The organism is Sinorhizobium mexicanum (assembly GCF_013488225.1).
In the GTDB taxonomy this organism is placed as follows: Bacteria; Pseudomonadota; Alphaproteobacteria; order Rhizobiales; family Rhizobiaceae; genus Sinorhizobium; species Sinorhizobium mexicanum.
Window position 1 is genome coordinate 2,847,488 of the sequence record NZ_CP041238.1, and the last position, 22,605, is coordinate 2,870,092.

Below are 22,605 nucleotides of genomic sequence, written 5' to 3' on the forward strand. Positions count from 1 at the left end.
CGGAATCGTCCTTTTGCACGGTTTCGTCCCATGTTTTTGACATGGTGAAACTATGTTGATATCAACGTTAATCAGGTAGGATGAAGGTAAATCGCAGAGAGCGAGAGGAGAGCGATCATGACGACCACACTCATCCCGGCAAAGGAAGTGGCGGCAAGGAACCACGCCAGCTTTCCGAACGAAAGCGCCGACTACCGACGGGCGCGCAACGCGCTTCTCGCGGAGGAAATCGAGCTCAGGCGCCATATCGAGCACGTGGCAGAGTTGCGCCGGCAGTTGCCGCCGGGCGGTGAAGTGACCAAGGACTATCGTTTCGAGGGCGAAAACGGGGCTGTCACGCTTGCCGATCTTTTCGGCGGCAAGGACACGCTCGTCATCTACAGCTACATGTTTGGCCCGCAGCGCGAAAGACCCTGCCCCATGTGCACCTCTCTGATGGGAGCATGGGAACGCAAGGTACCGGATATAGAGCAGCGCGTGGCCCTCGCACTGGTTGCCCGCTCGCCGATCGAACGGCTGGTGGCCGCGAAGAAGGAACGCGGCTGGACGCAACTGAGGGTCTATTCCGACGGAGACGGCGCCTTCACCCGCGACTATGTCAGCGCCGAGGATGCCGACGTCCCCGGCTACACCGTCTTCACCCGCCGCGATGGCACCATCCGGCACTTCTGGAGCAGCGAAATGAACGGCAAGATGGCCGACCCCGGCCAGGACCCGCGCGGCGCACCGGACCTCGACCCGCTGTGGACCCTGCTCGACACCACGCCGGAAGGTCGCGGCAAGGACTGGTATCCGAAGCTCGAATACCGGAACGGTGGGTGAGAAGCCCGGCGGACCGTGCCCAATCTCGCCTTCGCGACCGACAGGACCGCGCTTCCCTGAAAAGCGACGGGGAGCGCGGCCCGGGACCCAACCGACCGCCGTGAGTCGCGTATTTCAGAAAAAATGCGATTAGTCGCCATCTAACCTGACAACCGCCATTTTTGGGCTTAAGCTCCGAATCAGTTTTAGGTTGTTTTCTTCCCGGCAATCTCCGTTCCGGCATTCCGTCTTTATCTTTTGGAGCTACATCGATGACGCCAGCCGAAAGGCCCTGCGACGAGACGATCCGGCTGGCGCTCCGCCGGATTCTCGACAGTCGCGGCTTTCGGCGATCCGAAAGGTTGCGCGCTTTCCTCGCCTATGTCGTCGAAAAGGAGATGATCGGCGAAGGCGCCCAGCTCAAGGGATATTCGATCGGCGTCGACGTCTTCGGCCGCGACCAGAGCTTCAATGCCGACGGGGACCCCCTCGTCCGGGTCCACGCCGGCAAATTGCGCAAGCTGCTCAAGACCTTCTACGACACCGAAGGCGCCAGCGAGACGTGGCAGATCGTCATTCCGAAAGGAACCTACGTGCCGGAGTACCGTCGCGCGCATGTCGCCGACGCCGGCGCGGTTTCGGTCCAGCAGGAAAAGGGCGCTGGCCGGTCCCGGCGCCGCGCCCCCTGGCAGCCGGCTCCCTTTTCTTCTCCATGGGCCGTACTCAGTGTGTTGCCGCTGCTCCTCTTCGCCCCCCTGCCCTCGCCCGAAATGACGCTGGATATCGACGCGGAGGCAAAGCTCGTCCAGGGTCCTATGGCGGCCATCCGCGGCCTGCCGTCCGTCAGCGTCGGCGTGTCCGGGCCCGAGCATAAGGGCACCAGGCAATTCGCAAAGGCGCTGCACGAGGCGGCGCTTCGCCACAAGACGCTCGCCAAGGCGAGCGCGGTCGAGGACGAAGGCACAGCCGCCGCAAGCAATCAGGCTCTGGCTTTCTCGATCGATCTCGCCTGGTATGATGCGCCCGCGGCTGGCATCCGCGTCACGCTCTCGCATGACGGTGTAGGCATACCGCTGCGGCGCGACTTCATCACCGCGGAACGGCTAATGAGCGAGCCGGACATTCTCTTTGAAAGTACCTCGCTTGCCGCAGAGCTTTTTGCGCTCGACGGCGAGATCTACACCCATGCCGCCGCGGAGAGGATCCAGAGCACGCTTATGGAATGTATGACGGCGACGGCGCGCTACCGCCGGCTGCTGACACGCGACAGCTTCCAGAAGGCTTGGGACTGTCAGCAGAAGCTCGGTCCGCTGAGGGGCGACGAGCCGCTCTTCATCATTTCCGCCAACAGCCCGCTCAAGGTCATCGGCCATTGATGCACGCCGCGCTGTCGGGCACTGCGTCCGAAGCCGCTTTTTCCCGGCAATATTAAGGACTGTTCATTTGCGTGATTCGCACTTACCGTGAGTGCGTGCGTTGGATTTCATGCCGGGTTGCTCACTGGAGCACCGCGCGTTCGGGCGAATGCGTGACGGGGCTCCAGCTAACGGACCTGCGGCGTCAGTTTTTCGTCGCAGTCATGCACATTGGTCAGCAGTAACCGTGCTTGCGCACGGATGTGTCCCGCGAGCAACAGGTGTCGAGGTCGGCGACTGGCCGGACGCTTAAACGGGGGACATTTGAAAATGTCGCAGGATTCCAGGAAACAAGCCGACGACGCTTTCGGCTTTCTGCCGCAACTGCCCGCACCCTACCATGGTCCCGACGACCGGCTCGCTATCGCCGAGATGGCGGAGGTTTTCGGCGTGACGCACCGGACGCTGCATTTCTACGAAGAGAAAGGCTTGCTCACCGCCGCCCGCATGGGGCCGATGCGCGTTTATGGCGAGGACCATATCCGCCGCATGGCGGTAATCAATGCCTGCCGTGAGATCGACATGCCGATCGCCGCGATCCAGGAACTGATGGAAACACTCGATCGGGCCGAAAGCCAGACGCGGGCAGACGAATTGTTCGATGCAGCCTTGCAGGCGCGTCGCCGCGAGCTTGCTGCCCAGCAGTCGATCCTGCGTCGCCAGATGCAGAAGATCGCGGAACTGCTCGAAACCAGATCGGTGGACGGCGAAGATAGTCCGACGGCAGCGGAGCGTGTCCACCTGTCGCCGATCGAGTCCGATTGCCTCGGCTTCATGGCCGAAGGTTATCCCGCCTCCCGCATCGCCGGGCTGATGGACATGGATCTGACCGCGGCACTCATGCTGGAATCCGGGATCATCCGCAAGTTCGGTGCCCACAATCGCTTTCAGGCCGTCGCCAAGGCCGTTCTCGCCGGCCTGATCACATCGGAATAGAGAACAAAACGTTCGGTTGACCACAAACCGATACAACTTGTCGTAATATTTGACGGGCAGAATAGGCCCCGGCAATTGTCACCGCCTTGGCGCGGCAGTAATATTTGGATGCGACCGGGGACGTCTTTAGCGACGATTTGTATGTCTGGTCAGCGATATGCTTCTGACCGAGCAGAAGAGCTTCTCGTTATTCGAGACGCATATTCAGAAGCTTATTTCCATCCGGCGCCAGAAAATGGCGCGTCCGTCGATCTTTATTGCACTCGCGCGGATATACTTGGAGGAAAATATGAACAAGCTCACGGTAATTTTCATTCTCGCAGGCGGCCTCGCCTTGTCCAGCTGTCAGTCCGCGACGACCTCCAGCACACGCGCCGGCGAGTTCGGCTGCATCGCCGGTACCGTCGGCGGAGCGGTCGTCGGCGGCTTTGCCGGTGCGGCGATCGGCTCGGGCACCGGTCAGCTCTGGGCTGTTGGCAGCGGCGCCACGCTGGGCGCAGCGGGCGGCAACGCCTTGACCTGCTATTGATGCGAAGGGCCGGGATGATGAAAGGAATCGTGCTACTGACCGCATTCGCACTTTCACAGGCCGTTGTGGCCACGGCGCAGGATCGGCCGGCGGCCATGAACCAAGGCCAAATGGATCGGCTCGACCGTAACCGGAACGGCGCGGTCGACCAGTCCGAGTACGAGTCCTTCATGACCTCGGCCTTCGCCAGCCTGGACAAGAACAAGGACGGCAGCCTGCGCCCTGAAGAAGTGGGCCCAATTCTGAACGCGCAACAATTTGCCGCCACTGACGCCAACCGCGACGGCAGGCTCACTCAAAGTGAGTTCCTGAACAGGGTCATGGCCGACTTCAAGGCCGCCGACCGCAGCAGCGACGGCAAACTTCAGTAGCCCCGCCGGCGGGCCGCCGGCGGCGTTGTGCGCCTCTTGTGCGTTCAAGAAAGCGCGAGAGATTGCTGCATTCGGACGTTAAGCCGCCGTGCGTTACTGTTCCCTTTGAACGCGGCACCCCTTCCCGCCATCGACTCGCGCGATCGCCACAGCTTTCTCCATGTAGAGCGAACCTCGGAAGAATCGTTCGCGAGCATGACTGGCGCAACGCGAGAAACACCTTGCACTCGCCTTTACAGCGCCGTGCGTCCATCAGGACGCACAGAGGACGCTGTAAGTCTTTGAATCTACGCACCGTGCTTTCCGAAAATCGATTCCGATTTTCGGGCCGATGCGCTAGCCGCCGCTTAACGCTAAATCAATGATTTTGGCAAATTCTGGCCGCGTAAGTTGCGGGCCGGGAAACGCTTCATTGCACAACCTCTACAGCGCACGCGTTTTGTCAGACGCGCAAAAGTCGCTGTAGCACTTTGATTTTGCGGCATGTTCTTGTCCTTTGGGCAACTTGTAATAGAGGAAAACGGGAAATACCGGTCATGGCGATCCGCCAGGATGATCACGGACGGCGCGGGGAGCGTCCGGTCAGCAAAGCAGCGCTTTGCATCCATTTTCTGCTCTTCATTCTTCTTGTTGTTTTCGTTTGGGCAATACCCCGCGGCCCCTTCGTGCTTGTCGTCACGCATCCGAACGACCCGCCGCAAAAGGCCATATCGCTGATTGCCGCCGCCGGCGGTTCCTTCGTCGGCAGCCGGGGGCTGCCGTGGATTTCGCTGGCGCATGCCGATTCGGAAGATTTCCCGGCGAGGTTGCTTCGCGCCGGCGCACTGCTCGTTCTCAACGCAGGCCTTTCCATGACCTGCTCGCAGGAAGGTTCAAAATGAGCGCTCTCGAAAAAATTCGCCAAAAGGTCTCGCCGGGAATCGTTGCGCTCCTTTGGATCAATGTCGCACTGATCATTCTGACGACTGCCATGCGCGCGGACGGGTTCGACCGCTTCGCCGCCGGCGCCGCGCTCGTCATCGTGGCATCAGCAACCGTCGGCTGGATCCGCGACAGAACGGGGCCGACCACCCGGATCGTGACCGCAATGGCCCACGCCGCCACGGTTGCCCTGCTTGTCTTTGCCTTCTCCGGTTCGCCGCTGCAGATCGACATGCACATGTATTTCTTCGCCAGCCTCGCGATCTGCGCCGCTTGGATCGATTGGCGCGCGATTGTCGGCTATGCCGCGCTGGTCAGCGTTCATCATCTGCTTCTCTATTTTGTCTCGCCTTTCGCGGTTTTCCCGCAAAGTTCTGATTTTTCGCGCGTGCTGCTCCACGCAGTCATCCTGACGCTGGAAAGTGCAGTCCTCATCGCGATGGTCTTTTCGCTGGTTTCCGCATTGGTGTCGGCGGAAAAGGCGACGCAAGAGGCGGAGGAAGCCCATCGCCAGAACGCCGAGATGGCCGAGCAAGCAAGGGCTGCCGACCTCGCGGCCGAAGCCGAGCGCGTGCGTTTGACGGCGGAAGCGGACGATGCCGCTCGGATGCGCCTGCAAGAGGCGACCGCAGGGCTTGCTATCGGCCTGCGCCGGCTGGCAGCGGGTGATCTCGCCTTTCAGCTCACCGAGCCTTTCGCACGGGATTTCGAAGCGCTGCGCCACGATCTCAACGGAGCGGTCTCGCAACTCAGCGAAACCTTGAAAGGCGTGGCAAACGCCGCAAGCGCGATCGACGGCAACTCGCGCGATATCAGCCGGAGCTCAAGCGAGCTTTCGACGCGCACCGAACGACAGGCGGCATCTCTGGAGGAGACGGCAGCCGCCCTTGATCAGATCACCGCCAATGTCACCCACGCGTCCAAACGGGCGGAGGAAGCCCGCCTTGTCGTGGCGCAGGCCAATAGCAGCGCCATGCAGTCGGGCAGGATCGTCGCGGAAGCCGTCAACGCCATGGGCCGGATCGAACAATCGTCGACGCAAATCTCCAGCATCATTGGCGTCATTGACGACATCGCCTTCCAGACCAACCTGCTCGCATTGAACGCCGGTGTGGAGGCCGCAAGGGCGGGCGAAGCGGGCAAGGGATTTGCCGTCGTTGCGCAGGAAGTGCGCGAACTCGCACAACGTTCGGCGCAGGCGGCCAGGGAGATCAAGGAACTCATCCGCAATTCAAGCACCGAGGTCCAGAACGGGGTAAAGCTTGTCAGCGAGACCGGTGCGACACTGCGCGCGATCGAAACCTATATCGTGACCGTCAACGAACACATGGACGCAATCGCGCTCTCCGCGCGCGAACAGTCATCGGACCTCGCCGGAGTCAACGCCGCCGTCACGCAGATGGATCAGGTTACCCAAAGGAACGCAACAATGGTCGAGGAAGCGACCGCGGCAGGCGTAGCGCTTGCCGACGCGGCGGCTCGGCTTCGCGAGTTGATCGCCCACTTCCAACTGGGAGACACGTCGCTCGCACGGGTCACCGTCGGGACACCTCGCGCCTTCTCCAACACGCAGAAGGTCGCGTAAGACTCTGAACAACAACATAATATCCCCCACGCCGTGGCGATCGCAATGATCCGGATTGAAGGTTCGCTGCCCTTGCCCTCGTTGGAGAAACAACGCCGTATCTGCACCAAGCACTAACGCGGGCGTCCCGTAACTGCCCTGCGCAGAAAGCTTTCGAAGTCCTCTGCGGGTCTGCCGACCAGACGCTCGAAATCCGGAGAAACGGTTCCGTAGCGTCCTTCTGAAATCGATCGGCACAGTGACGAAAAGGCGTGCGGCCAAGGGTCGGACGCCTCGGCCCAGAGGCGCGCCAGATAGTCGGCCGGCGCGCAAGGGACGTAGCGCACGGTCACACGGAAAACGGTGCTCGCGGCCACCGCGATCTCGTCGAAGGAACAGGCCGTAGGTCCGGTCAGGTGATAGAGGCCGCCGCCGGGTGTTTCCGACGCGGCGACGTTCGCCAGCGCCTCGGCCACATCATCGCGCGAGATCGGCGCAACGCGGGCTTCGGCGAGCGGCAGGGCGATCTCCCCCGTTTCGCGGGCAGGACGCAGCCAGTTGGAGAGGATGAGATCCGCGTAGAGGCCGCAGCGCAGGATCGTCGCCCCTGCCCCACGCTCGGCGAGCCGACCCTCGGCATCCCGGTAAACCGGCGTGAAATAAAACGTAGATGCCGCATCCATGTCGACGATACTCGTAAAGACGATGTGGCCGATCCCGGCATCGGCGGCCGCGTCGATGACGTTCGCGTGCTGACGCATCACGGCGCGGGCGTCGCCATCGCTGGCGACGAAGACGAGGCGGTCGACACCCTCGAAGGCCCGCTCGAGGCTCGACCGGTCGTCATAGTTGGCGATCCGTATCGGCACGCCGGCGGCGCGAACCTCGGCCGCCCCGCCGAGATTGCGCACCATCGCGGAAACGGAATGCCCCCTTTCGGAAAGCCGCTTCAAAACGGCCCCGCCGACATATCCCGAGGCTCCCGTGACAAGGATCATGATCGCTCTTTGGGCAATTCCGGGAAAATGCGTAACGCCTGTCCGTCCGGAATTGCCTGGTTGCCAGGACACTACAATCTTCCCGCCGACAGCAACGCCGCGCGGCAAAACGCCGACGATTATCGCCGCATCAAGCGACTTGCCAAGACATCACGTCAGTCGCGGTTACGCTGCGGCGCGAGCGACAGCGCCTGGGCATAGGCCAACGGCGAACGGTTGCCGGGCATGTTTTCGTCCAGGATCAACGTCTTCAGATTATCGGAGCGAACGTCAAGAGCCACCGCCCGTTCAAGTTTGTCGACCGACCAAACGACGTAGCCGAGTTTCGCGCTATATCCACACTCGCATCCGCAGTTGCAGTCACGTTCGCGCTCATGCTCGTGTTCTCCTTCGCATGTACATCTTGCTGCGATGATTTTGTGCGGGGAGACAGGCAGAATCATGATTTGCGGCTTCGGGAGTTTGTAGCAATGCCCTTCATAGGCATAGCCGTAAATTACCCCAACACTTTCAAAGCCACCACACACCCCGGTATCAACGGATATATAATGGAAATATTCGGATGACTTCACCGCAATTATAACATTATCTGTACCAATACTTGTTTTTTTAATCATATCATCGATAACTACTCCCATTACATCAATAACATCTCCATAATTTTCGGGTGAAATTTTTGAATTGCTTCTCAACAGTTCTTCTATTTTTTCCTTGTAATAACCATGCGTCTCCGTTGAATCTTTCTGTTTCTTAAAGATATTACCAGGCCTTCCGTAGAGCCTTATTTCTCCGGGATTGTAGGGCCCCCTACGTCCCGTTATCTCACCCGGGTCAGTGAACAAGCTTGGATTTCCACAACAATCACTCATGTCCCTCTCCTTCCCAGCTCTATCTTCGAGTCATAATCTCACGCCATGCGAAATTGGCTTCCAGCACGTCGGCGGTCGCCCCGCCTGCAGCGGAAATGATGGCGTTTGCCGCCTGATCAAGCCGTAACGTGTTCGGATCGAGCACCTGCAGCGCGCCCGCCAGCGCTTGCCCAACTGCATCGCGGGCGGCGGTCAGCGCCAATCTGAAGATCATCGGCTTGACCTGGAAGGCCCCTGCTGTCATCTGCCGGAAACGGTCGAAATCATCCAGTTCCAGATCCCGAATGTCGAAATCCAGTAGACGCGTGTCCGCGCAATCGCGCGCGACGAGTTCGCGATGATAAAGCTCGACGATCGTGTCAAAGATGGCGCCGATGAAGGGAAGCGCGCGGTCATGCACCTCGCGCGATGTCTCCGACATGCGACGAAAATTGGTGGCGAGGCGGATCTGGGTCTCCGGGCTCGTCTCCGCAAAGCGGTTGAGCTCGTTGTAGAGCAGCAGATTGCCTCTCGTTCGGCGCAGCAGCCGGTCGATGGCGGAGTCGAAATGCAGGAACGAGATCAACGAAACCACGTCCGAAAAGGCTTCGGAGAACGGGAAGAAGTCGCTGTCGCGCGACGGAGCCGTCGGGATCCCTGCTTCGGATAGCAAGATCGTGTGACCGATCTCGTGGGCGATCGTGTCGAAATTCAACGCATAGGGCCGCCTTACGCCTTCGATGTCGGAGCAACCCAATTCCAGGAAGCCATAGCCCGCGTGTGCGTTGTCCCAGTTAACGAAGGCGACGATCTCAAGCCGCGGAAAGGTCTGGCGAAAGAACCAGCGGATCGGGTGGCCCAGATAGCTCTGCCAGATGTCGAGAACGAAACGGACGCAGGCATAGGCATGCACGTCAAGAAATGCCCTCGAGTCAGGCCGTAGATTATCGAAGTGACGGTCCGGACCGGGCCTTGGTGGAGCACGCTTGGCTCCGCCAAACGGCGGGAGTTGATTGAAGCCGTATGGCTCCTTGTCGGCGAGCGGATCGACCACATACATGGTGGGGTCGCTCGGCCCCTCGCCGATTTCGTCGCGCGGTATCGAAAGCCACACGCGATCCGGTTCTTCATATCCGGGAATGAACGGCGGTTGGGGGAATATCCAGAAACGCGTACCAAGACGCGCGTTTGCCGAGTCGAGGGCATCGTCTCGAAGCAGACGCATAGCACAATTGCCCCCCTCGATAGAAAATCCGGCAATCAGGGATTCAATTTATAAGTGTTTACTAAATTTGAGTCAATGCCGCCGGCTTCCAGATCGCGGATGAAGGTGTTCGTCGCAACCCAGTCAACGGGGCCGCGCGCCTTTGGGCGCTGCCGTGCAAGGGCCGGTGCGCGTTCCAGAGCAAGGAGCGCGTCGCGCTTCTTCTGCCTTTCGATTTCATTTCTCAACCTCCTTGCGTCATCGTCGCTCCATCCGCCGGCCCGCAGGACCGCGTTGAACGAGCGCTCCCGAAAGTTCATCTCTAGCGCGATCGTTGTGAGCAGGCGACGCTCTTCGGCTTCGATAAAACCGCGGCGCATCAGGCTCGATAACGTCCGCTGAATATCGACCAGCGAGTCCGTCAGCGGCGGGAAGCCCAGTTCGGCGGGCCCCGAGTGGACGGCGACCGCATCGTCGGGCGCCAGCCGCCAGCGCCGATACCATCGATAGATCAGGCCGACGCCGACCATGCCGAACGCGTCGAGTTCCGCCGCCCGGAGCGCCCCCATGCTGGCGGCCCCGATCATCACGATCCCCTGCCCCATCGCCCACAGGATTTCCTTATGCCTAACGGATGGCCTATCCTCGAATTGTCCGTCGATCAGGACCATCGCGCGCGGGTGAAATGCATGGGCGGCAAGCAGAATGTCGCCTTGCGCAGCCGGCTGCAGATAGATGGCGTCGAGCACGGCCTCCGCTTCCGCGAGCCTGAGGGTTGGACCAAGAAACACCAGGATCGGACCTTGATTGCTCGAATCGGCCATTGCCGCGCTCATCGCAGGATGGAAAAGGGCGTGGCTCCCGGGAGGATAACCCTCACGCAGTGCACGCCTGTCTCGTCGTCGGCGCCCACCGGAACCGCCAGGATTGGTCCCAGTCCGGCCTCCAGCGTCCTTTCCATGAGTGAGGCAAGATCGGCCACCACGGGTGCCTCCGCCGAAGCAATCGGCATCGCGGGTGCTCCCTCGAGAATGAGCTGGCGCGCCATCGAGACGAGGGTGTCGGTGCTTCTTCGATAATGTCCTCGGCTCTGGTCGTCGCGCGCGCCCGATATCGCACCTGCACGCGCCGAGAGCGCCTCGAGCATTGCGCTCGCCGCGGCTGCGGCGATGCTTGGACCGGCCGCATAGCCCTCGGTCGGGAGCGCCAGGATCGGTTCGCCGGGCCCCGTTTCGATCGACTGGCACCAGACGACCGGAACACCGGTTGGCGAGGGCGCCAACCACAGGCCGAAAGACACCCCACACACGCCGGCAACGGATCGGATGTAGTCGACCCGGTCCCCCAGCCCCGAGGGCGCGATCCGCATCCGGTCGAAGAAGCCATGCGTGACGAAGGCCCGCGCGATGGCGTCACGCTCGATGCATTCGAACAACCCGTGCAGGAACGCACCGTGGGCCGACGTATGACAGGCAAGACCGGTGGTCGTGCGCGTGAAGAGGCCGTCGCGGGCGGGCGGCGGCTCGGTATAGCAGGTATGGACAAGTTCAAAAGGAACCGGCTGCGCGGCCCCGGAGGAGACGTCCGCTCCAGCGACCCAAGGGATTTCCTTCTTCCGCCAGTTCGCCCCGCCCGCGGGTACCAGAAGATTATCAAACAGGCCTTCCGTCAGTCCGAGTTCGTCGGCAGTCGCAAGGAAGACGCGCGTCCCTGGAATGGACTCGGCGAAGAACCGCTCAAGCGATTCCATGATCGCGCCCACTGCCGCCTCCACCATGACGAGTCCGCGCCCGAGAGACGTCACTTCCGAGAGCGCTGCCGGACGAACCGCCTGGACGACCGGAAGGCCGATCCGGTCGAGCCCGGTCAGATCCGCGACCCGCGTTATCCGCGCCTGGCGACAGAGTGGCAGGATCCTCCGAAGGCGCTGTTCGGCCTCTTGCGGCCCTGCGTGGGCCGCAAAAGAACTTCGCAGGTCTGCAAGGATCGCATCGCGAAATCCGGGTAGCGCGCCATCGGAGCCCTGCCGGCCCCTCACCCGCATATGTTCGGCTTCAACGCCCGATGGCAACGCCAAGCTCCCGGATCGATTGCCTGGCCCGCTCGGCAAGCGCCTCGGCGCCTTGAGCCTCCGCGATTTTCATGGCAGCGCGCAAATCCGCGGCAACAATATCGTGGGGCGCGTGGGCCTGCGCGTGGAGAACGGCTCGGCACCGGTGGAGTTCGGGAAGCCAATAGGCGTGGTGTGTTTCCTTGGCCTTCTCTATCGCTTCGTTGGCGACGTCGATCGCCGGCTCATGTTTCCCCGCCAGGCCCAGCATCGTCGCGTGCATGTAGAGATAAATCGGGAGGTCTATGACCGTGCCGAGCTGCTTCAAAAGCGAAAGGCCGCTTTGAAACGTCTCGTGTCCGCCGGCGAGATCTTGGAGATGCGCCTCGGCCCAGCCGCCGAAAAGAAGCGACAGGCCGGAAAGCGACTGCATCTCGTGCCTCCTCGCAAACTCGGCCATCCGTCCGGCAACGTCCGTGAGTCGCTGAAAGTCGTTGCGGTAAAAGGCGGACACCGCTTCCGTGTCCAGCGAGTGCGCCTTGCTCGGCGCATGCGCGATCCCGTCGACAAAGGCGATCATTTGCGAAAGCGCCGCGTCCGATGCCTTTGGTCGGCCCGTCAGCCACAACGAAAGCGCCAGTTGTCCGAGGCCGCAAACCTTGGCGTCGTGGCCGCCATAGAGCGTGCGGCTCGTCTTGGCCGATTGCTCGTCATAAAGCGCCAGACCCGCTTCGATCGCTTCCTGAGTCTCGCGATGGTGGCCGAGATTGAAATCGATGGCCCAGATGCAATGGTTGACCTGCAGCCTGACCTCCGGATCTTCCACGCCGGCCAGCATGGTCTGCACCTCCAGGGCGCGGTCGTGCATGGCAGGAAAATCCGCGCCCGTCAGCCACCAGCCCCAATAGATCGGAAACCATTTAGACTGGTCCTCCATCGGTTGCCGGCGGGTGATTGCCACGCCTTTTTCATAGAGCTGACGCGCCGGCTGCGAACTCATTCCCACCATTCCGATAAGGATCGGCCCGAGTGCGACCAGCGCAGAAAGCTGCAGCGGCTCGACCCTGTGCCCGTCACCCATCTGGTCCGCAAGCGTCAGGGCATGTTCGAGATACTGCCGCGCCTCGACCATCGCCGAGCGGCTCGATCTCTCCTTCCCCGCCGCGATGAACAGCTCGATCGCGTTTTCGAGAAGACCTGCCCGTTCCGCATGCTCGGCGAGCTCGCCGGTGTCGATCCAGGCTGCGACCTGGTGGTCCTGGCTGACGGCGCCGAAAAGGCGGCGGTGCAATGTCTGCCGCTGCTTGCGCAACAATGCGTTGTAGATCGTCTCCTGGATCAGCACATGCCGGAAGCCGTAGGCGATGCGCCCTGGCGCCCTGATCCGGATCAGAAATCCCGTCTCGCAGAGGGTATCGGCGGCACTTGCCAGCGACTTCTTGCTGAAATCCGGCAACAGCGCGTGCAGCAGCGGCAGCGTGAACTGAGAGCCCGCAATCGCGCCGGCCCGCGCCACGTCCCGGGCGGGCCCTAAATGCTGGAGGCGCGCGTCAAGAATGTTCTCGAAGGCCGAAACGTGACTGGGCTTGACGCTTTCCGGGAGGTTGATCGTGTCGGCACCCACATTCTGCGACGCCCATTGGCAGATCTCTTCGATGAACAGCGGAACGCCGCCCGATATCCTCTCCGTCACATCGAAAAGTTCGGGAAGCATGGTGAGCCTGTGCTCCGGCCATCTCGCCCTGATCGCCAGCCGCGTCTCGTCGCGATCGAGCGCGCGCAGGGAAATACGGGTCGGATTTGCCGCATCGAGCCAGTGCACCGGGCTACCAGCCGGCTGGTAGCCCGTCGCCTGCGACTGCGGGCGCGAAGAGACGACGAGGAGGATCGGAAGCTCGCGCAAGACCTGTGCGGCTTCCGCCAGCAGGTCCTGCGAGGTGGGATCGATCCAGTGCACGTCTTCTACCACGACGACGATCGGTCCGTTTTGGCAGGCCGCCTTGAGCGTGCGGAACACGGCGCGATGCGCCTTTTCGCGGACCGCCTTCGGATCGCTGCCCGACAAATACTCGTTTCCTCCCTGCGCTCCGAGCAGATAGGCGAACACCTCCGTGGCTTCTTGATCGTAGATCCCGTTTCGCTCGAAGAGGTTCGTAACCGCGGCCGCCGTCAGTTGCCCGCCGACTTCCGACATGCCGCCGGGAAAACTGTTGCGCAACGGATGCAAGGTCGAGCGGAATCCGCCGGGAAGGCACTGGAAGAAAAACAGCTTGGACCGCCGGTCGCGCGTCTTGCGGCGGACCTCCCGCAACAGCCGGGACTTGCCGATACCAGCCTCTCCCATGATCAGCAGCACCTCGCCCTGGCCGCCAAGCACGCCCTCCCAGGTCTCGGCGATCGCAGCCAGCTCGCTTTCGCGTCCGATGAACGGACCGCCGAGCCTTCCATACGCGTAAAAGCGATTGACCTCGATCTTGTGCCCGAGCGCGCGCCACACCTTTTCCGGCTCTGTGAATCCCTTGAGCGTCTTGCTGCCCTGGAACACGAAGGCATGCGACCGGCCCGCCAGGTTGCGCGTGTCCTCGGAGACCAGCACGCTGTCCGGCACGGCGATCGCCTCCAGCCGCGCCGCCATCGCGAGCGCCGCGCCGGTGACAGCTTCCTGCGTCCAGTTCTCCATCTTGGCTTCGTTGACGAGCGCGATCGACGTCGCGACACCGACTCGAACGTGCAAATCGGCGCGCCTCGCCTCCTGGCCGACGCGCCGGCAGCCCTCGATGATGTCGAGCCCGGCGCGAATGGCGAGCGAAGCCGCATCCTTGGCATCGAGCTCGATCGGAAACAGCGCCACGCCGCCATCGCCGGCCTCGTGCTGGATGATACCGGAACGAGAGGCGATCGATTGTCTCGCCGCAGCCGCAAAGGCGGACATCAGCTCCTGGTAGTCCTCGATATCCATACGTTGGAAGAGATCGGTAGAACCGACGAGATCGTAGCACAGCGCGGTTACGATGCGCCGCTCGCTGTCATGCGTGGATGAACCGCGCCGTGAGCGCTTGGTCGATCGTCGTGGCGTGTTGTTCCGGCTCTCGCGAAGCATGCACCACTCCCGCCTCTGCTGTCGCGCGGTTGTCCGGTCGCGCTAAGGTCGCTGCAACACCCTGATGGCTGCATGATCTAGTCATGAACAGCACCGCGCCCGCTCAAAACGCACAAGGTGCCGTCTTCCTCTCGCGGAAGCATAAGCAAATACTGATCTTTGGCGGTGGAATGTCAATCGGCCTGCGGCGTCAATCGGATGCGCCGAGGTCGCCGCCGCACTTCGACCACTATAGGGCTTGTCCTTGACCAGCTCCGATCGAAGGAATCATGCGGTCGAGCGTCGCGCATCCCCGCTCGCCAGCGCCGGCATCCTGCCTCACCGGACGATCGTCAGCCGCTCCGCCGCGCGGGTGATCGCCGTGTAGAGCCACCGTTCGCGCGTGTCGCGAAACGCGAAGCTCTCGTCGAAGAGCACGACATTGTTCCACTGGGAGCCCTGTGCCTTGTGCACCGTCAGCGCGTAGCCGTAGTCGAACTCGTCATAGCGCTTGCGGGTGGACCAGGGGATCTCGCCCTCGACATCCTCGAAGGCGGCCTTCAGGAGCTTGATCTTCGCAGCACCGCGATCCATGTCGTCGTCTTCCGGGCGGATCATCAGGTTGATGCCCGGCTTCACCGTTTCCTTTGAGGAACTCATCACCTGCCAGAGCGAACCGTTGAGCAGCCCCTTGGCCGGGTCGTTCCGCAGGCAGACCAGCTTGTCGCCGGATTGCGGATATTCGCTGGTGAAGCCCTTCAGCTCGCGGAGCCGCTGGTTGTAGCGCCGCCGCGTCCGGTTCGTGCCGACGAGCACCTGGTCGGCCTCCAGCACCAGGTCCTGCGTCACCTGCCCGCGGCCGATCACCTGGGCGGTGCCGTAGTCGCCATGCATGATCTCGCTGCCCTCACGCACCTGCATGGCCAGCTGGATGATCGGGTTGTCGCGGGCCTGCCGGTGGATGTCCGTCAGCAGGTAGTCCGGTTCCTGATTGGTGAAATAGCCGCCGCCCGAGACCGGCGGCAACTGTCCCGGATCGCCAAGAACGAGGATCGGCGTGCCGAAGCTCATCAAGTCCTTGCCGAGCGACTCGTCGACCATCGAGCATTCGTCGACGATGATCAGCGCTGCTTTTGCGACCGGGCTCTGCCGGTTGATCGAGAACATCGGCGCGATCGAGGTCTTGCCGGTCTCCTCGTCCTCCACCTCCTCCTCTCCACGCGGCCGGTAGATCAGCGAATGGATGGTCTTGGCATTGCTCGCCCCCTTGGAGCGCAGCACCTGCGCCGCCTTGCCGGTGAAGGCGGCAAACAGCACCTCGCCGTCCACGTGCTCGGCGAAATGGCGGGCGAGCGTTGTCTTGCCGGTTCCGGCATAGCCGAACAGCCGGAAGAGCGGCGAGCGCCCTTCCTTCAGCCAGCGTGAAACGGCCTGCAAGGCCTCATCCTGTTGCGGAGCGAACTGCATGGCCCGCAGTGTCAGGATTCGGGGGCAGTGCGCAAGTGCGGATTTCTCAATCGTGCTCTGCGAGCCCGCTTCGAGAAAAAGGACCATCCGGCTGTGGCACTTTTTTGCAGTGCACCTTGAACCATCGCCACGAATGCTTCTACGCTGCGCTGCATCCAATGCAGTGCAGAGGGCAACGGCGCCGTGAAATCGCGCAAACGCTTTTTCCGAAAATCGGTTTCCGGCTTTCCGGTTATGCGCTACCAACCGTTACACATCCTGCGCCGCCATATCGTTCGTCGTCGCACCCGCCGGAGAGTACCCGGAGAAGGCCCTTGAGACCGGAACACCCAGCAACGCCCGCCCCGCCGGAAAACGCAGGGATCGGCCGCTTGCGGCCGGCTTTGCAGTGGTGCGCGCTCGCGCCCCTTTCGGCCGTGTTCGCGGCGATCCTCGAGGCGATCGGCCTTCCGGCCGGCCTGCTGATAGGCCCGATGCTCGCCGGCGCGCTCGTCGGCATGAACGGCGGCACGATCCGCCTGCCGCGCCAGCTCTACTTCTGCGTCCAGTTCATCCTGGCGATGATGATCGCCGGCTCGATGACGCCGGGCCTGCTGGTCGCCTTTTCCGGCAACTGGCTGCTCTTCCTCGCCGTCGTTCTCGCGGTCATAGGTGTCAGCACGCTTTGCGGCTGGACCATGACGCGGATGCGCATCCTGCCTGGCACGACGGCGATCTGGGGCTCCTCGGCCGGCGCCGCTTCGACCATGCTCTTGATGGCGGACGCCTATGGCGCTGATGCAAGGTTGGTCGCCTTCATGCAATACTTGCGCGTTGTCTTCGTCGCCAGCGCGGCGACGCTGGTCGCCCACCTGTGGGTCTCCGGTGCCGAGGTCCGCGCCACGGCCGGCTGGTTCGCGCCGGTCGCCGGCCTCCCCTTCCTGGCGACGCTTGCCGTCGGCGTTGCCGGCGGCTTCCTCGGCAAGGTCCTGCGCGTACCGGCTGGCGTCTTCCTCGTGCCGTTTGCCATCGGGTCCGTTCTCAACATCACCGGGGCGCTGACGACGGAGCTGCCGCGATGGCTGATTGCCCTGTGCTCCGTCATGCTCGGCTGGAACATCGGCCTCGGGTTCACGCGTACGATCCTGGTACACGCCCGCCGGGCACTGGTGCCGACGGTCATTTCCATCCTCGCCTTGATGTCCTTTTCCGGATTGCTTGCGGTTCTACTGATCGTAGCCGCGGGCATCGATCCGCTGACGGCCTACCTCGCCACCAGCCCCGGCGGCCTCGATTCGATCGCCGTGATTGCCACCTCGAGCAATGTCGACGTGTCCTTCGTCATGGCGCTACAGACGGTGCGGGTGCTGATCATCACCATGCTCGGCCCGGCCCTCGCCCGCTTCGTCGCCGATCGGGCTTAATTCGCAGGCCTCTCGCTTAGCCGATATCGCACGCGTGAATGGTTGCTTCGACAACCATCGCCCCGCCCCGACCATCACGAGCGCATAGGGAATAAACCCTGCATCCTCCGTGTCTTATCAGCGAACCGGCCAGAACGCGGTTCCGCTTCGGCGGGAGCGGGATAAACTCCTCGCCCCGCTGCAGAAACCTATTGAGGAAGGAAGGTCCCCATGAGAACGTTTCCAATAGCCATCGCCATTTGCCTTGCTGCGAGCGCTTCCGCCTTTGCCGCGCCGCCGGTCAAGTCGGTCGAATCGAAAAAGGGCAATGTGCTGGCCGCAGCGAACGGCATGACGCTTTACACGTACAAGGATGATCACGGTGGCGTTTCCAGCTGCTACGACAACTGCGCGAAGAACTGGCCGCCCTTCATGGTCGAAGGAAAGGCCACGGCCGAGGGCGCCTACACGATCGTCGACCGCAAGGATGGCAGCAAGCAGTGGGCGAAGGATGGCATGCCGCTCTATTTCTTCGTCAAGGACAAGAAGATGGGTGACATTACCGGCGACGGCGTGAAGGGCGAATGGGATGTCGCACGGCCGTGACGGTCAAGAGGGGAGCGCGGGGACGGATCCTTCCGCTCCCGACGCCTTCGAGGAAGGGGTGCTGGCCCTGATGCCGGCGCTCCGGCGCTATTCGCGCAGCCTCACACGATCCGACCCGGACGGCGAGGATCTGTTGCAGGATTGCGTCGAGAAGGTCCTGGCGCGCCGCGCACAGTGGCGCGGGGTGAATCTGCGCGCCTGGGCCTTCACGATCATGACCAATCTCTACCGCAACACGCACCGGCACAGGGCGCAGCACCCCGAGGTCGAACTCAATGACGAACTCGGTCTCGCCGCCGCTGAAGACAATGCCGACCCGCTGGAGAAGCTGCGCCTCGAACGCGCGCTCGACAGGCTTTCGGCCGAAAACCGCTCGGTGCTGATGCTGGTCGTGATCGAAGGTTACCGCTACCAGGACGTGGCGGAGATGATGGCGATCCCGATCGGCACGGTCATGTCGCGCCTGTCGCGTGCCCGCCGCCAGCTCGCCGAAGCAATGAAGGACGGCAACGTGGTTGCCCTGCGGAGACCGAAATGACTGACGAATTCAACACTGTCTCCGAAGACGAGCTGCACGCCTATGTCGATGGCCAACTGAGCCAGCCGGAGCGAGAGCGCATCGAGGCATGGCTCGAAAGGCACCCGGCACGCGCAGAGGAAGTGCGGCAGTGGCAGGCGCAGGCCGCGGCGCTGAAATCGCATTTCGCCAGCTATGCCCGCAGTGACGACGGGGACCGCTCGCTCGTCGCCACGGGCCGGGCAACGCCGAAGGTCGGGACGAGATCCTCCCGCGGCCTGCTTGGACGCGCCGCCGCCGGTCTGCTGATCTTCGCCGCAGGCGCCCTCACCGGCCTCTATGGACCCGCGATCATGGCTCCCGACAGGCCGCTTCAGATCGCGGAAGAGCCCGACACGCTGCCCGGGCAGGCACAGTCGGCCTTCCTCATCTATGCGAGCGAGGTGCGCCACCCGGTCGAGGTGGGCGCCGACGACCAACCGCATCTGGCGACCTGGCTCGGCAAGCGGCTCGACTATGCGCTGAGGATCCCCGATCTTTCCACGCTCGGCTTCTCGCTCGTCGGCGGCCGGCTCGTTCCGGTCAACGGCAAGGCGGGCGCCATGCTGATGTACGAGGATGGCACCGGCCAGCGGCTGACCGTCCTTCTCGGTCGCAACACCGAGAACCGCGAGACGAGCTTCCGCATTGCGAGCCAAGGCGGCGTCGAAACCTTCTACTGGATCGATGGCGGGATCGGCTACGCCGTCACCGGCGAAGTGCCGCGCGAGCTTCTGCAGAAGGTCGCCGACGAATGCTACCGGCAGTTCGAGGGCTCGTCAGCGTCGTGAGTCTGAGGCGCGGGCCTGTCAAGGAATTCACGGTCGAGCAAGCCCATCATGATATCGTCGTGCCAGGTTCCGTTGACAAAGGCAGCCTCGCGCTCTCTCCCCTCCACAACAAAACCGCACTTTTGATACGCCCTGATCGCTCGTTCGTTGTAGCTGAGCACACGTATGCCAATTCGATGAAGCCCCATCGGGCCAAAGGCGTGCCTCAGAAGAAGGTGGATTGCCTCGCTGCCAAACCCACGCCCGAGCATGGCGCTGTTGAAGATTCCGATTGCCATTGAGGCGCGGCGGTCATGCTGGTCGACACGGTCCAGCCGGATCTCCCCGGCGCAAGTCCTTGAATTTCAATGACCCAGGCATGCGACTGCTCAACAAGGTTGCGCACCCAGGCTGCCGCCCTTTCTCTCGTTATCGGCCGCACGTCTTCTATACCAACGCCGAACATTTCGGCGATGTCGGGATCGCTTCCCAAGAGAAAACGAGCCTCTGTGTCCGCTTTACAAGGCGGCCGGAGCCTGATGTTCGGTCCTTCGAGAATGGGTGGCACCCTTCGTCTCCTCGCTCGTATCCTCGGCCTGAAGAAGATATCGCCGATAACGAAAACCGCCAGCCGCAGACCGTCCCGTGGGGATTTCCGCTTTGCAAAGCACGATTTAGACATTGACGTTAGCGGCAAGGTTGCAGCCGGCGCTTTCGCGCCTACCGGTTTCAGCTAAGGTCGTGCCATGAACATCCTGATTCTCGGCGCGACCGGGTTCATCGGCTCCGCCATCGCCAGAAAACTCGTCAATGATGGCCACCGGGTGACCGGGCTTGGCCGCGATCCTTCGCGCGCCGCACTGAAAATGCCCGCGCTTCACTGGATCAGCGCCGATCTTGCCGGCATGACGCGGAGCGACGACTGGCAAGATGCGCTCGAGGGCCACGACATGGTCGTCAATTGCGCCGGCGCCCTGCAGGACGGCCTTGCCGCAGCGATCACAGGCGCACACGCGCTTTTCGCTTTTCGCCGCGACTACGAGGCCAGCCAGCCTCGAATTCGCGCTGTGATGAAACAACGTGACCCCGCCAAGGATATCCGTAAATTTACCGTTACGTACTTAACCGGTGGGCTCATTTGTGGTTCGATGCTACCAGAGGGTCAGTCTAAGGAGAATTCCGTGAGAAGGATATTCGGCCTTGCGGCCATCTTTTGCTCGTTTTCTATTTCTGCTTTCGCTGCCGCGCCCAATGATATCGCCGATCTCGTCGGTTCTCGCGCGGCAGACGCCGAATCCGAGATGCGGGCGCGTGGCTACGAACACGTGGGGAGCTATAGCGCGTGGTGGAACGACGAGACCGGCACTTGCGTTAGGGTGCGCGTGTCGAATGGCCGCTACTCGCGTATCGATCGGTTGAAGCCGTCCGCATGCGGCCAAACTTCCGCCGCATCGCCGCCCCCTGATTTCAGCAACGTCCCGGCTCGCGCTCTACGGGCGTGCAGCCGACGTGCCAATCGATATCAGAGCCCTCAAGGTGGAGCGAGCGTCGTCAAAGCAGCCGAGCGAACTGGTCCCACCTGGTTACTGACGATGGCCACCCGACACTACATTCTCAAATGCACAGTTACGGGTTCCGGACGCGTAATTCGAATGGAAACGGGGTAAGGGGCCAAGGGACGCGATGAAGCGTTCGACCGGCTCACCGCTGCCTGATGTAGCCGTTGTCCTCGAGCAAGACGGCCTCGCCGCGGACCAGCACCTCGTCGCCCTTGTCGATCTTCTGCTTTGTCATCGTTCACCCCCCCAAACGCATCGATGATAGCCGATAGCGAAAGGCAAGGCAGGCCGAACTCGATATCGGCGCGATGGTGGCAACTGTACGTTGATCGGCATTCCCTTCTCTCGTTAAGTTGCCGATTGCGATTCGGGGAATTGGGGAAAGTGACTGGATGGAAATGAACGCTGAAGCGTGGATTGCTATCTACGCGGCCATCGTGGCGACTGGCGCGCTTTTTTTGGAAATCAGAAGGTGGGTCGAAAGCGGCCCGAAGCTCTACATATCCGCCAAAGCCAATATGGTGATGCTCGATGGCATCGGGAACAAGACCGAGGGATTGCTTGTCGTAAATGCCACCAACAGAGGCGACGCGCCCACGACGATTACAAACCTCTGCCTCTTGAGATATCCGAGCTGGTTTTCGCGACTTAGGAAGAAAGCGGACAAGTCGTTTGTTATCCCGCATCCACAAGCGAAGGGTAGCACCAGCTATGCGCTGCCCTACGTGCTTTCACCGGGCCAGCAGTGGATTGGAATGGCGCACGACCGGCAAGACGCGACCGGCGATATCCAAACGGGACGGTTCTGGGTCGCGCTCTATACTACGGATCGCAATGCCCCATACGTGGTGCATATTCCAAAGCGGAGCGCCAACTCGGAATTATCGGCTGCCAAACCGCTGATGCGGCATTAAGCGCTTCCCCGGCTTCGCTTGTGGCGAATGCAATGGGGATAGAGCAGCGCATAGGCGCGCGCCTTCGTCAAAAACGTAGAGGAAATCTACCTTACCGGCTCGCCCTCGGCTGGCATCCCGGCGCGAACCGTGTCGGCTTTTCCGGCTCGAACCGCGTCAGCGTTTCCGGCTCGCCCCCCGGAAAGTTTTTCCTGTGGAAGCGCTTGATCGCGGCAACCAGCCGGTAACTCGGCGCGGTCGCTATGCCGGTCGCGATCCGGGTGATCGAACTCGGCGCGACGTTCGCCCCCTCGGCAATCTGCCTACGCGTCATTCCGGCGGACTCGAGGCGGCGGATCATCTGGACGATTTCGGCAAGATCGGAGGACATGGCGGGCAATATGCGCCCGAAACGGTCGAGGGAAAAGCTCGCGCCAAGCCAGCGGGCGATGGCGACGGCTTTCGCCTTTCCAGAACCGATGACGGTCAAACGCCGTTCTTTAGCGGCTAAAGAACTGGCAACCGTCAATCAAGGTGCCCTGTCTCAGGCACGCACCGTCTACCGCGAGAACCGGCAAACGTCGCAAAGGGCGCGGGATCGGTCCAGATGCGTTCCCGCCGATGCCGCGCCCCGGCCTTATTGGGAAGGCGGCGCG

23 protein-coding genes are annotated in these 22,605 nt (G+C 62.1%); 13 read left to right on the forward strand and 10 right to left on the reverse strand.

Going from position 1 to position 22,605, the window contains the following annotated elements; translation table 11 throughout:
- Window positions 1-117: 117 nt before the first annotated feature.
- From FKV68_RS13540 to FKV68_RS13570, 7 genes are all read left to right on the forward strand, one after another.
- Window positions 118-822 carry a DUF899 family protein gene (locus tag FKV68_RS13540; RefSeq protein WP_180938326.1) on the forward strand — a complete coding sequence of 235 codons (705 nt, stop codon included), beginning with the start codon at window positions 118-120 and terminating at the stop codon, window positions 820-822.
- A 251-nt stretch (window positions 823-1,073) separates the two neighbouring features.
- Window positions 1,074-2,177 carry a hypothetical protein gene (locus FKV68_RS13545; protein ID WP_180938327.1) on the forward strand — a complete coding sequence of 368 codons (1,104 nt, stop codon included), beginning with the start codon at window positions 1,074-1,076 and terminating at the stop codon, window positions 2,175-2,177.
- A 309-nt stretch (window positions 2,178-2,486) separates the two neighbouring features.
- Window positions 2,487-3,152 carry a MerR family transcriptional regulator gene (locus FKV68_RS13550; protein WP_180938328.1) on the forward strand — a complete coding sequence of 222 codons (666 nt, stop codon included), beginning with the start codon at window positions 2,487-2,489 and terminating at the stop codon, window positions 3,150-3,152.
- Window positions 3,153-3,441: 289 nt separating this feature from the next.
- Window positions 3,442-3,681 (forward strand): glycine zipper 2TM domain-containing protein, encoded by a 240-nt coding sequence (locus FKV68_RS13555; protein ID WP_180938329.1) that lies wholly within the window; start codon window positions 3,442-3,444, stop codon window positions 3,679-3,681.
- 17 nt (window positions 3,682-3,698) lie between these two features.
- Window positions 3,699-4,052: an EF-hand domain-containing protein gene (locus tag FKV68_RS13560; protein WP_180941508.1), complete on the forward strand. Its 354-nt coding sequence runs from the start codon at window positions 3,699-3,701 to the stop codon at window positions 4,050-4,052.
- Between the two features lie 536 nt (window positions 4,053-4,588).
- Window positions 4,589-4,933: a hypothetical protein gene (locus FKV68_RS13565; RefSeq protein WP_180938330.1), complete on the forward strand. Its 345-nt coding sequence runs from the start codon at window positions 4,589-4,591 to the stop codon at window positions 4,931-4,933.
- Window positions 4,930-6,558, forward strand: a complete 1,629-nt coding sequence (locus FKV68_RS13570; RefSeq protein WP_180938331.1) for a methyl-accepting chemotaxis protein — start codon at window positions 4,930-4,932, stop codon at window positions 6,556-6,558. Before FKV68_RS13565 ends, FKV68_RS13570 begins: the two co-directional genes overlap by 4 nt.
- A 113-nt stretch (window positions 6,559-6,671) precedes the next feature.
- On the opposite strand, the gene FKV68_RS13575 is transcribed toward FKV68_RS13570, so the two are convergent.
- The 7 genes from FKV68_RS13575 to FKV68_RS13605 form a co-directional block, all read right to left on the reverse strand.
- Window positions 6,672-7,535 (reverse strand): SDR family oxidoreductase, encoded by an 864-nt coding sequence (locus FKV68_RS13575; RefSeq protein ID WP_180938332.1) that lies wholly within the window; start codon window positions 7,533-7,535, stop codon window positions 6,672-6,674.
- Between the two features lie 155 nt (window positions 7,536-7,690).
- Entirely contained in the window at window positions 7,691-8,404 is a 714-nt protein-coding gene (locus FKV68_RS13580; protein WP_180938333.1) for a hypothetical protein, read from the reverse strand.
- Between the two features lie 19 nt (window positions 8,405-8,423).
- Window positions 8,424-9,608 (reverse strand): gluzincin family metallopeptidase, encoded by a 1,185-nt coding sequence (locus FKV68_RS13585; RefSeq protein WP_180938334.1) that lies wholly within the window; start codon window positions 9,606-9,608, stop codon window positions 8,424-8,426.
- A 35-nt stretch (window positions 9,609-9,643) separates the two neighbouring features.
- Window positions 9,644-10,411, reverse strand: a complete 768-nt coding sequence (locus FKV68_RS13590; protein ID WP_180938335.1) for a TfuA-like protein — start codon at window positions 10,409-10,411, stop codon at window positions 9,644-9,646.
- Window positions 10,412-10,419: 8 nt separating this feature from the next.
- The gene (locus FKV68_RS13595) at window positions 10,420-11,658 is read right to left on the reverse strand and encodes a YcaO-like family protein (RefSeq protein ID WP_245181299.1); all 1,239 of its coding nucleotides are present in this window, start codon (window positions 11,656-11,658) and stop codon (window positions 10,420-10,422) included.
- Window positions 11,642-14,737 (reverse strand): ATP-binding protein, encoded by a 3,096-nt coding sequence (locus FKV68_RS13600; RefSeq protein ID WP_180938336.1) that lies wholly within the window; start codon window positions 14,735-14,737, stop codon window positions 11,642-11,644. The genes FKV68_RS13595 and FKV68_RS13600 overlap by 17 nt, the downstream gene beginning before the upstream one ends.
- Before the next feature lie 318 nt (window positions 14,738-15,055).
- Window positions 15,056-16,183, reverse strand: a complete 1,128-nt coding sequence (locus FKV68_RS13605) for an ATP-dependent DNA helicase (protein WP_180941510.1) — start codon at window positions 16,181-16,183, stop codon at window positions 15,056-15,058.
- 314 nt (window positions 16,184-16,497) lie between these two features.
- Here FKV68_RS13605 and FKV68_RS13610 point away from each other — a divergent pair, with 314 nt between their 5' ends.
- The 4 genes from FKV68_RS13610 (at window position 16,498) to FKV68_RS13625 (ending at window position 19,518) form a co-directional block, all read left to right on the forward strand.
- Window positions 16,498-17,586: an AbrB family transcriptional regulator gene (locus FKV68_RS13610; RefSeq protein ID WP_180938337.1), complete on the forward strand. Its 1,089-nt coding sequence runs from the start codon at window positions 16,498-16,500 to the stop codon at window positions 17,584-17,586.
- A 210-nt stretch (window positions 17,587-17,796) separates the two neighbouring features.
- Window positions 17,797-18,171 carry a COG4315 family predicted lipoprotein gene (locus FKV68_RS13615; RefSeq protein WP_180938338.1) on the forward strand — a complete coding sequence of 125 codons (375 nt, stop codon included), beginning with the start codon at window positions 17,797-17,799 and terminating at the stop codon, window positions 18,169-18,171.
- A complete protein-coding gene (locus FKV68_RS13620; protein ID WP_180938339.1) occupies window positions 18,155-18,709 on the forward strand; it encodes an RNA polymerase sigma factor in 555 nt (184 codons plus the stop codon). The genes FKV68_RS13615 and FKV68_RS13620 overlap by 17 nt, the downstream gene beginning before the upstream one ends.
- Entirely contained in the window at window positions 18,706-19,518 is an 813-nt protein-coding gene (locus FKV68_RS13625; RefSeq protein ID WP_180938340.1) for an anti-sigma factor family protein, read from the forward strand. The genes FKV68_RS13620 and FKV68_RS13625 overlap by 4 nt, the downstream gene beginning before the upstream one ends.
- On the opposite strand, the gene FKV68_RS13630 is transcribed toward FKV68_RS13625, so the two are convergent.
- Window positions 19,485-19,796 carry a GNAT family N-acetyltransferase gene (locus FKV68_RS13630; protein WP_342454796.1) on the reverse strand — a complete coding sequence of 104 codons (312 nt, stop codon included), beginning with the start codon at window positions 19,794-19,796 and terminating at the stop codon, window positions 19,485-19,487. The two genes, FKV68_RS13625 and FKV68_RS13630, sit on opposite strands and share 34 nt — an antisense overlap.
- Entirely contained in the window at window positions 19,724-20,065 is a 342-nt protein-coding gene (locus FKV68_RS33645) for a GNAT family N-acetyltransferase (protein WP_342454800.1), read from the reverse strand. Before FKV68_RS33645 ends, FKV68_RS13630 begins: the two co-directional genes overlap by 73 nt.
- A 178-nt stretch (window positions 20,066-20,243) precedes the next feature.
- Between FKV68_RS33645 and FKV68_RS33750 the strand changes: the two genes are divergently transcribed.
- Both FKV68_RS33750 and FKV68_RS13640 read left to right on the forward strand, forming a co-directional pair.
- A complete protein-coding gene (locus tag FKV68_RS33750) occupies window positions 20,244-21,164 on the forward strand; it encodes an NAD-dependent epimerase/dehydratase family protein (protein ID WP_180938341.1) in 921 nt (306 codons plus the stop codon).
- Between the two features lie 284 nt (window positions 21,165-21,448).
- Complete coding sequence (locus tag FKV68_RS13640) at window positions 21,449-21,970, forward strand: hypothetical protein (RefSeq protein WP_180938342.1); 522 nt, start codon at window positions 21,449-21,451, stop codon at window positions 21,968-21,970.
- A 91-nt stretch (window positions 21,971-22,061) separates the two neighbouring features.
- Here FKV68_RS13640 and FKV68_RS13645 read toward each other — a convergent pair whose 3' ends face one another.
- Window positions 22,062-22,439, reverse strand: a complete 378-nt coding sequence (locus FKV68_RS13645) for a helix-turn-helix domain-containing protein (protein ID WP_245181300.1) — start codon at window positions 22,437-22,439, stop codon at window positions 22,062-22,064.
- Window positions 22,440-22,605: the final 166 nt, after the last annotated feature.

Excerpts from the sequence above, each read along its gene's own strand:
- FKV68_RS13540 (WP_180938326.1), top strand. The coding sequence starts at position 118 with ATGACGACCACACTCATCCCGGCAAAGGAAGTGGCGGCAAGGAACCAC.
- FKV68_RS13545 (WP_180938327.1), top strand. The coding sequence starts at position 1,074 with ATGACGCCAGCCGAAAGGCCCTGCGACGAGACGATCCGGCTGGCGCTC.
- FKV68_RS13550 (WP_180938328.1), top strand. The coding sequence starts at position 2,487 with ATGTCGCAGGATTCCAGGAAACAAGCCGACGACGCTTTCGGCTTTCTG.
- FKV68_RS13555 (WP_180938329.1), top strand. The coding sequence starts at position 3,442 with ATGAACAAGCTCACGGTAATTTTCATTCTCGCAGGCGGCCTCGCCTTG.
- FKV68_RS13560 (WP_180941508.1), top strand. The coding sequence starts at position 3,699 with ATGAAAGGAATCGTGCTACTGACCGCATTCGCACTTTCACAGGCCGTT.
- FKV68_RS13565 (WP_180938330.1), top strand. The coding sequence starts at position 4,589 with ATGGCGATCCGCCAGGATGATCACGGACGGCGCGGGGAGCGTCCGGTC.
- FKV68_RS13570 (WP_180938331.1), top strand. The coding sequence starts at position 4,930 with ATGAGCGCTCTCGAAAAAATTCGCCAAAAGGTCTCGCCGGGAATCGTT.
- FKV68_RS13575 (WP_180938332.1), bottom strand. The coding sequence starts at position 7,535 with ATGATCCTTGTCACGGGAGCCTCGGGATATGTCGGCGGGGCCGTTTTG.
- FKV68_RS13580 (WP_180938333.1), bottom strand. The coding sequence starts at position 8,404 with ATGAGTGATTGTTGTGGAAATCCAAGCTTGTTCACTGACCCGGGTGAG.
- FKV68_RS13585 (WP_180938334.1), bottom strand. The coding sequence starts at position 9,608 with ATGCGTCTGCTTCGAGACGATGCCCTCGACTCGGCAAACGCGCGTCTT.
- FKV68_RS13590 (WP_180938335.1), bottom strand. The coding sequence starts at position 10,411 with ATGGCCGATTCGAGCAATCAAGGTCCGATCCTGGTGTTTCTTGGTCCA.
- FKV68_RS13600 (WP_180938336.1), bottom strand. The coding sequence starts at position 14,737 with ATGCTTCGCGAGAGCCGGAACAACACGCCACGACGATCGACCAAGCGC.
- FKV68_RS13605 (WP_180941510.1), bottom strand. The coding sequence starts at position 16,183 with ATGCAGTTCGCTCCGCAACAGGATGAGGCCTTGCAGGCCGTTTCACGC.
- FKV68_RS13615 (WP_180938338.1), top strand. The coding sequence starts at position 17,797 with ATGAGAACGTTTCCAATAGCCATCGCCATTTGCCTTGCTGCGAGCGCT.
- FKV68_RS13620 (WP_180938339.1), top strand. The coding sequence starts at position 18,155 with ATGTCGCACGGCCGTGACGGTCAAGAGGGGAGCGCGGGGACGGATCCT.
- FKV68_RS13625 (WP_180938340.1), top strand. The coding sequence starts at position 18,706 with ATGACTGACGAATTCAACACTGTCTCCGAAGACGAGCTGCACGCCTAT.
- FKV68_RS13630 (WP_342454796.1), bottom strand. The coding sequence starts at position 19,796 with ATGGCAATCGGAATCTTCAACAGCGCCATGCTCGGGCGTGGGTTTGGC.
- FKV68_RS33750 (WP_180938341.1), top strand. The coding sequence starts at position 20,244 with ATGAACATCCTGATTCTCGGCGCGACCGGGTTCATCGGCTCCGCCATC.
- FKV68_RS13640 (WP_180938342.1), top strand. The coding sequence starts at position 21,449 with ATGGAAATGAACGCTGAAGCGTGGATTGCTATCTACGCGGCCATCGTG.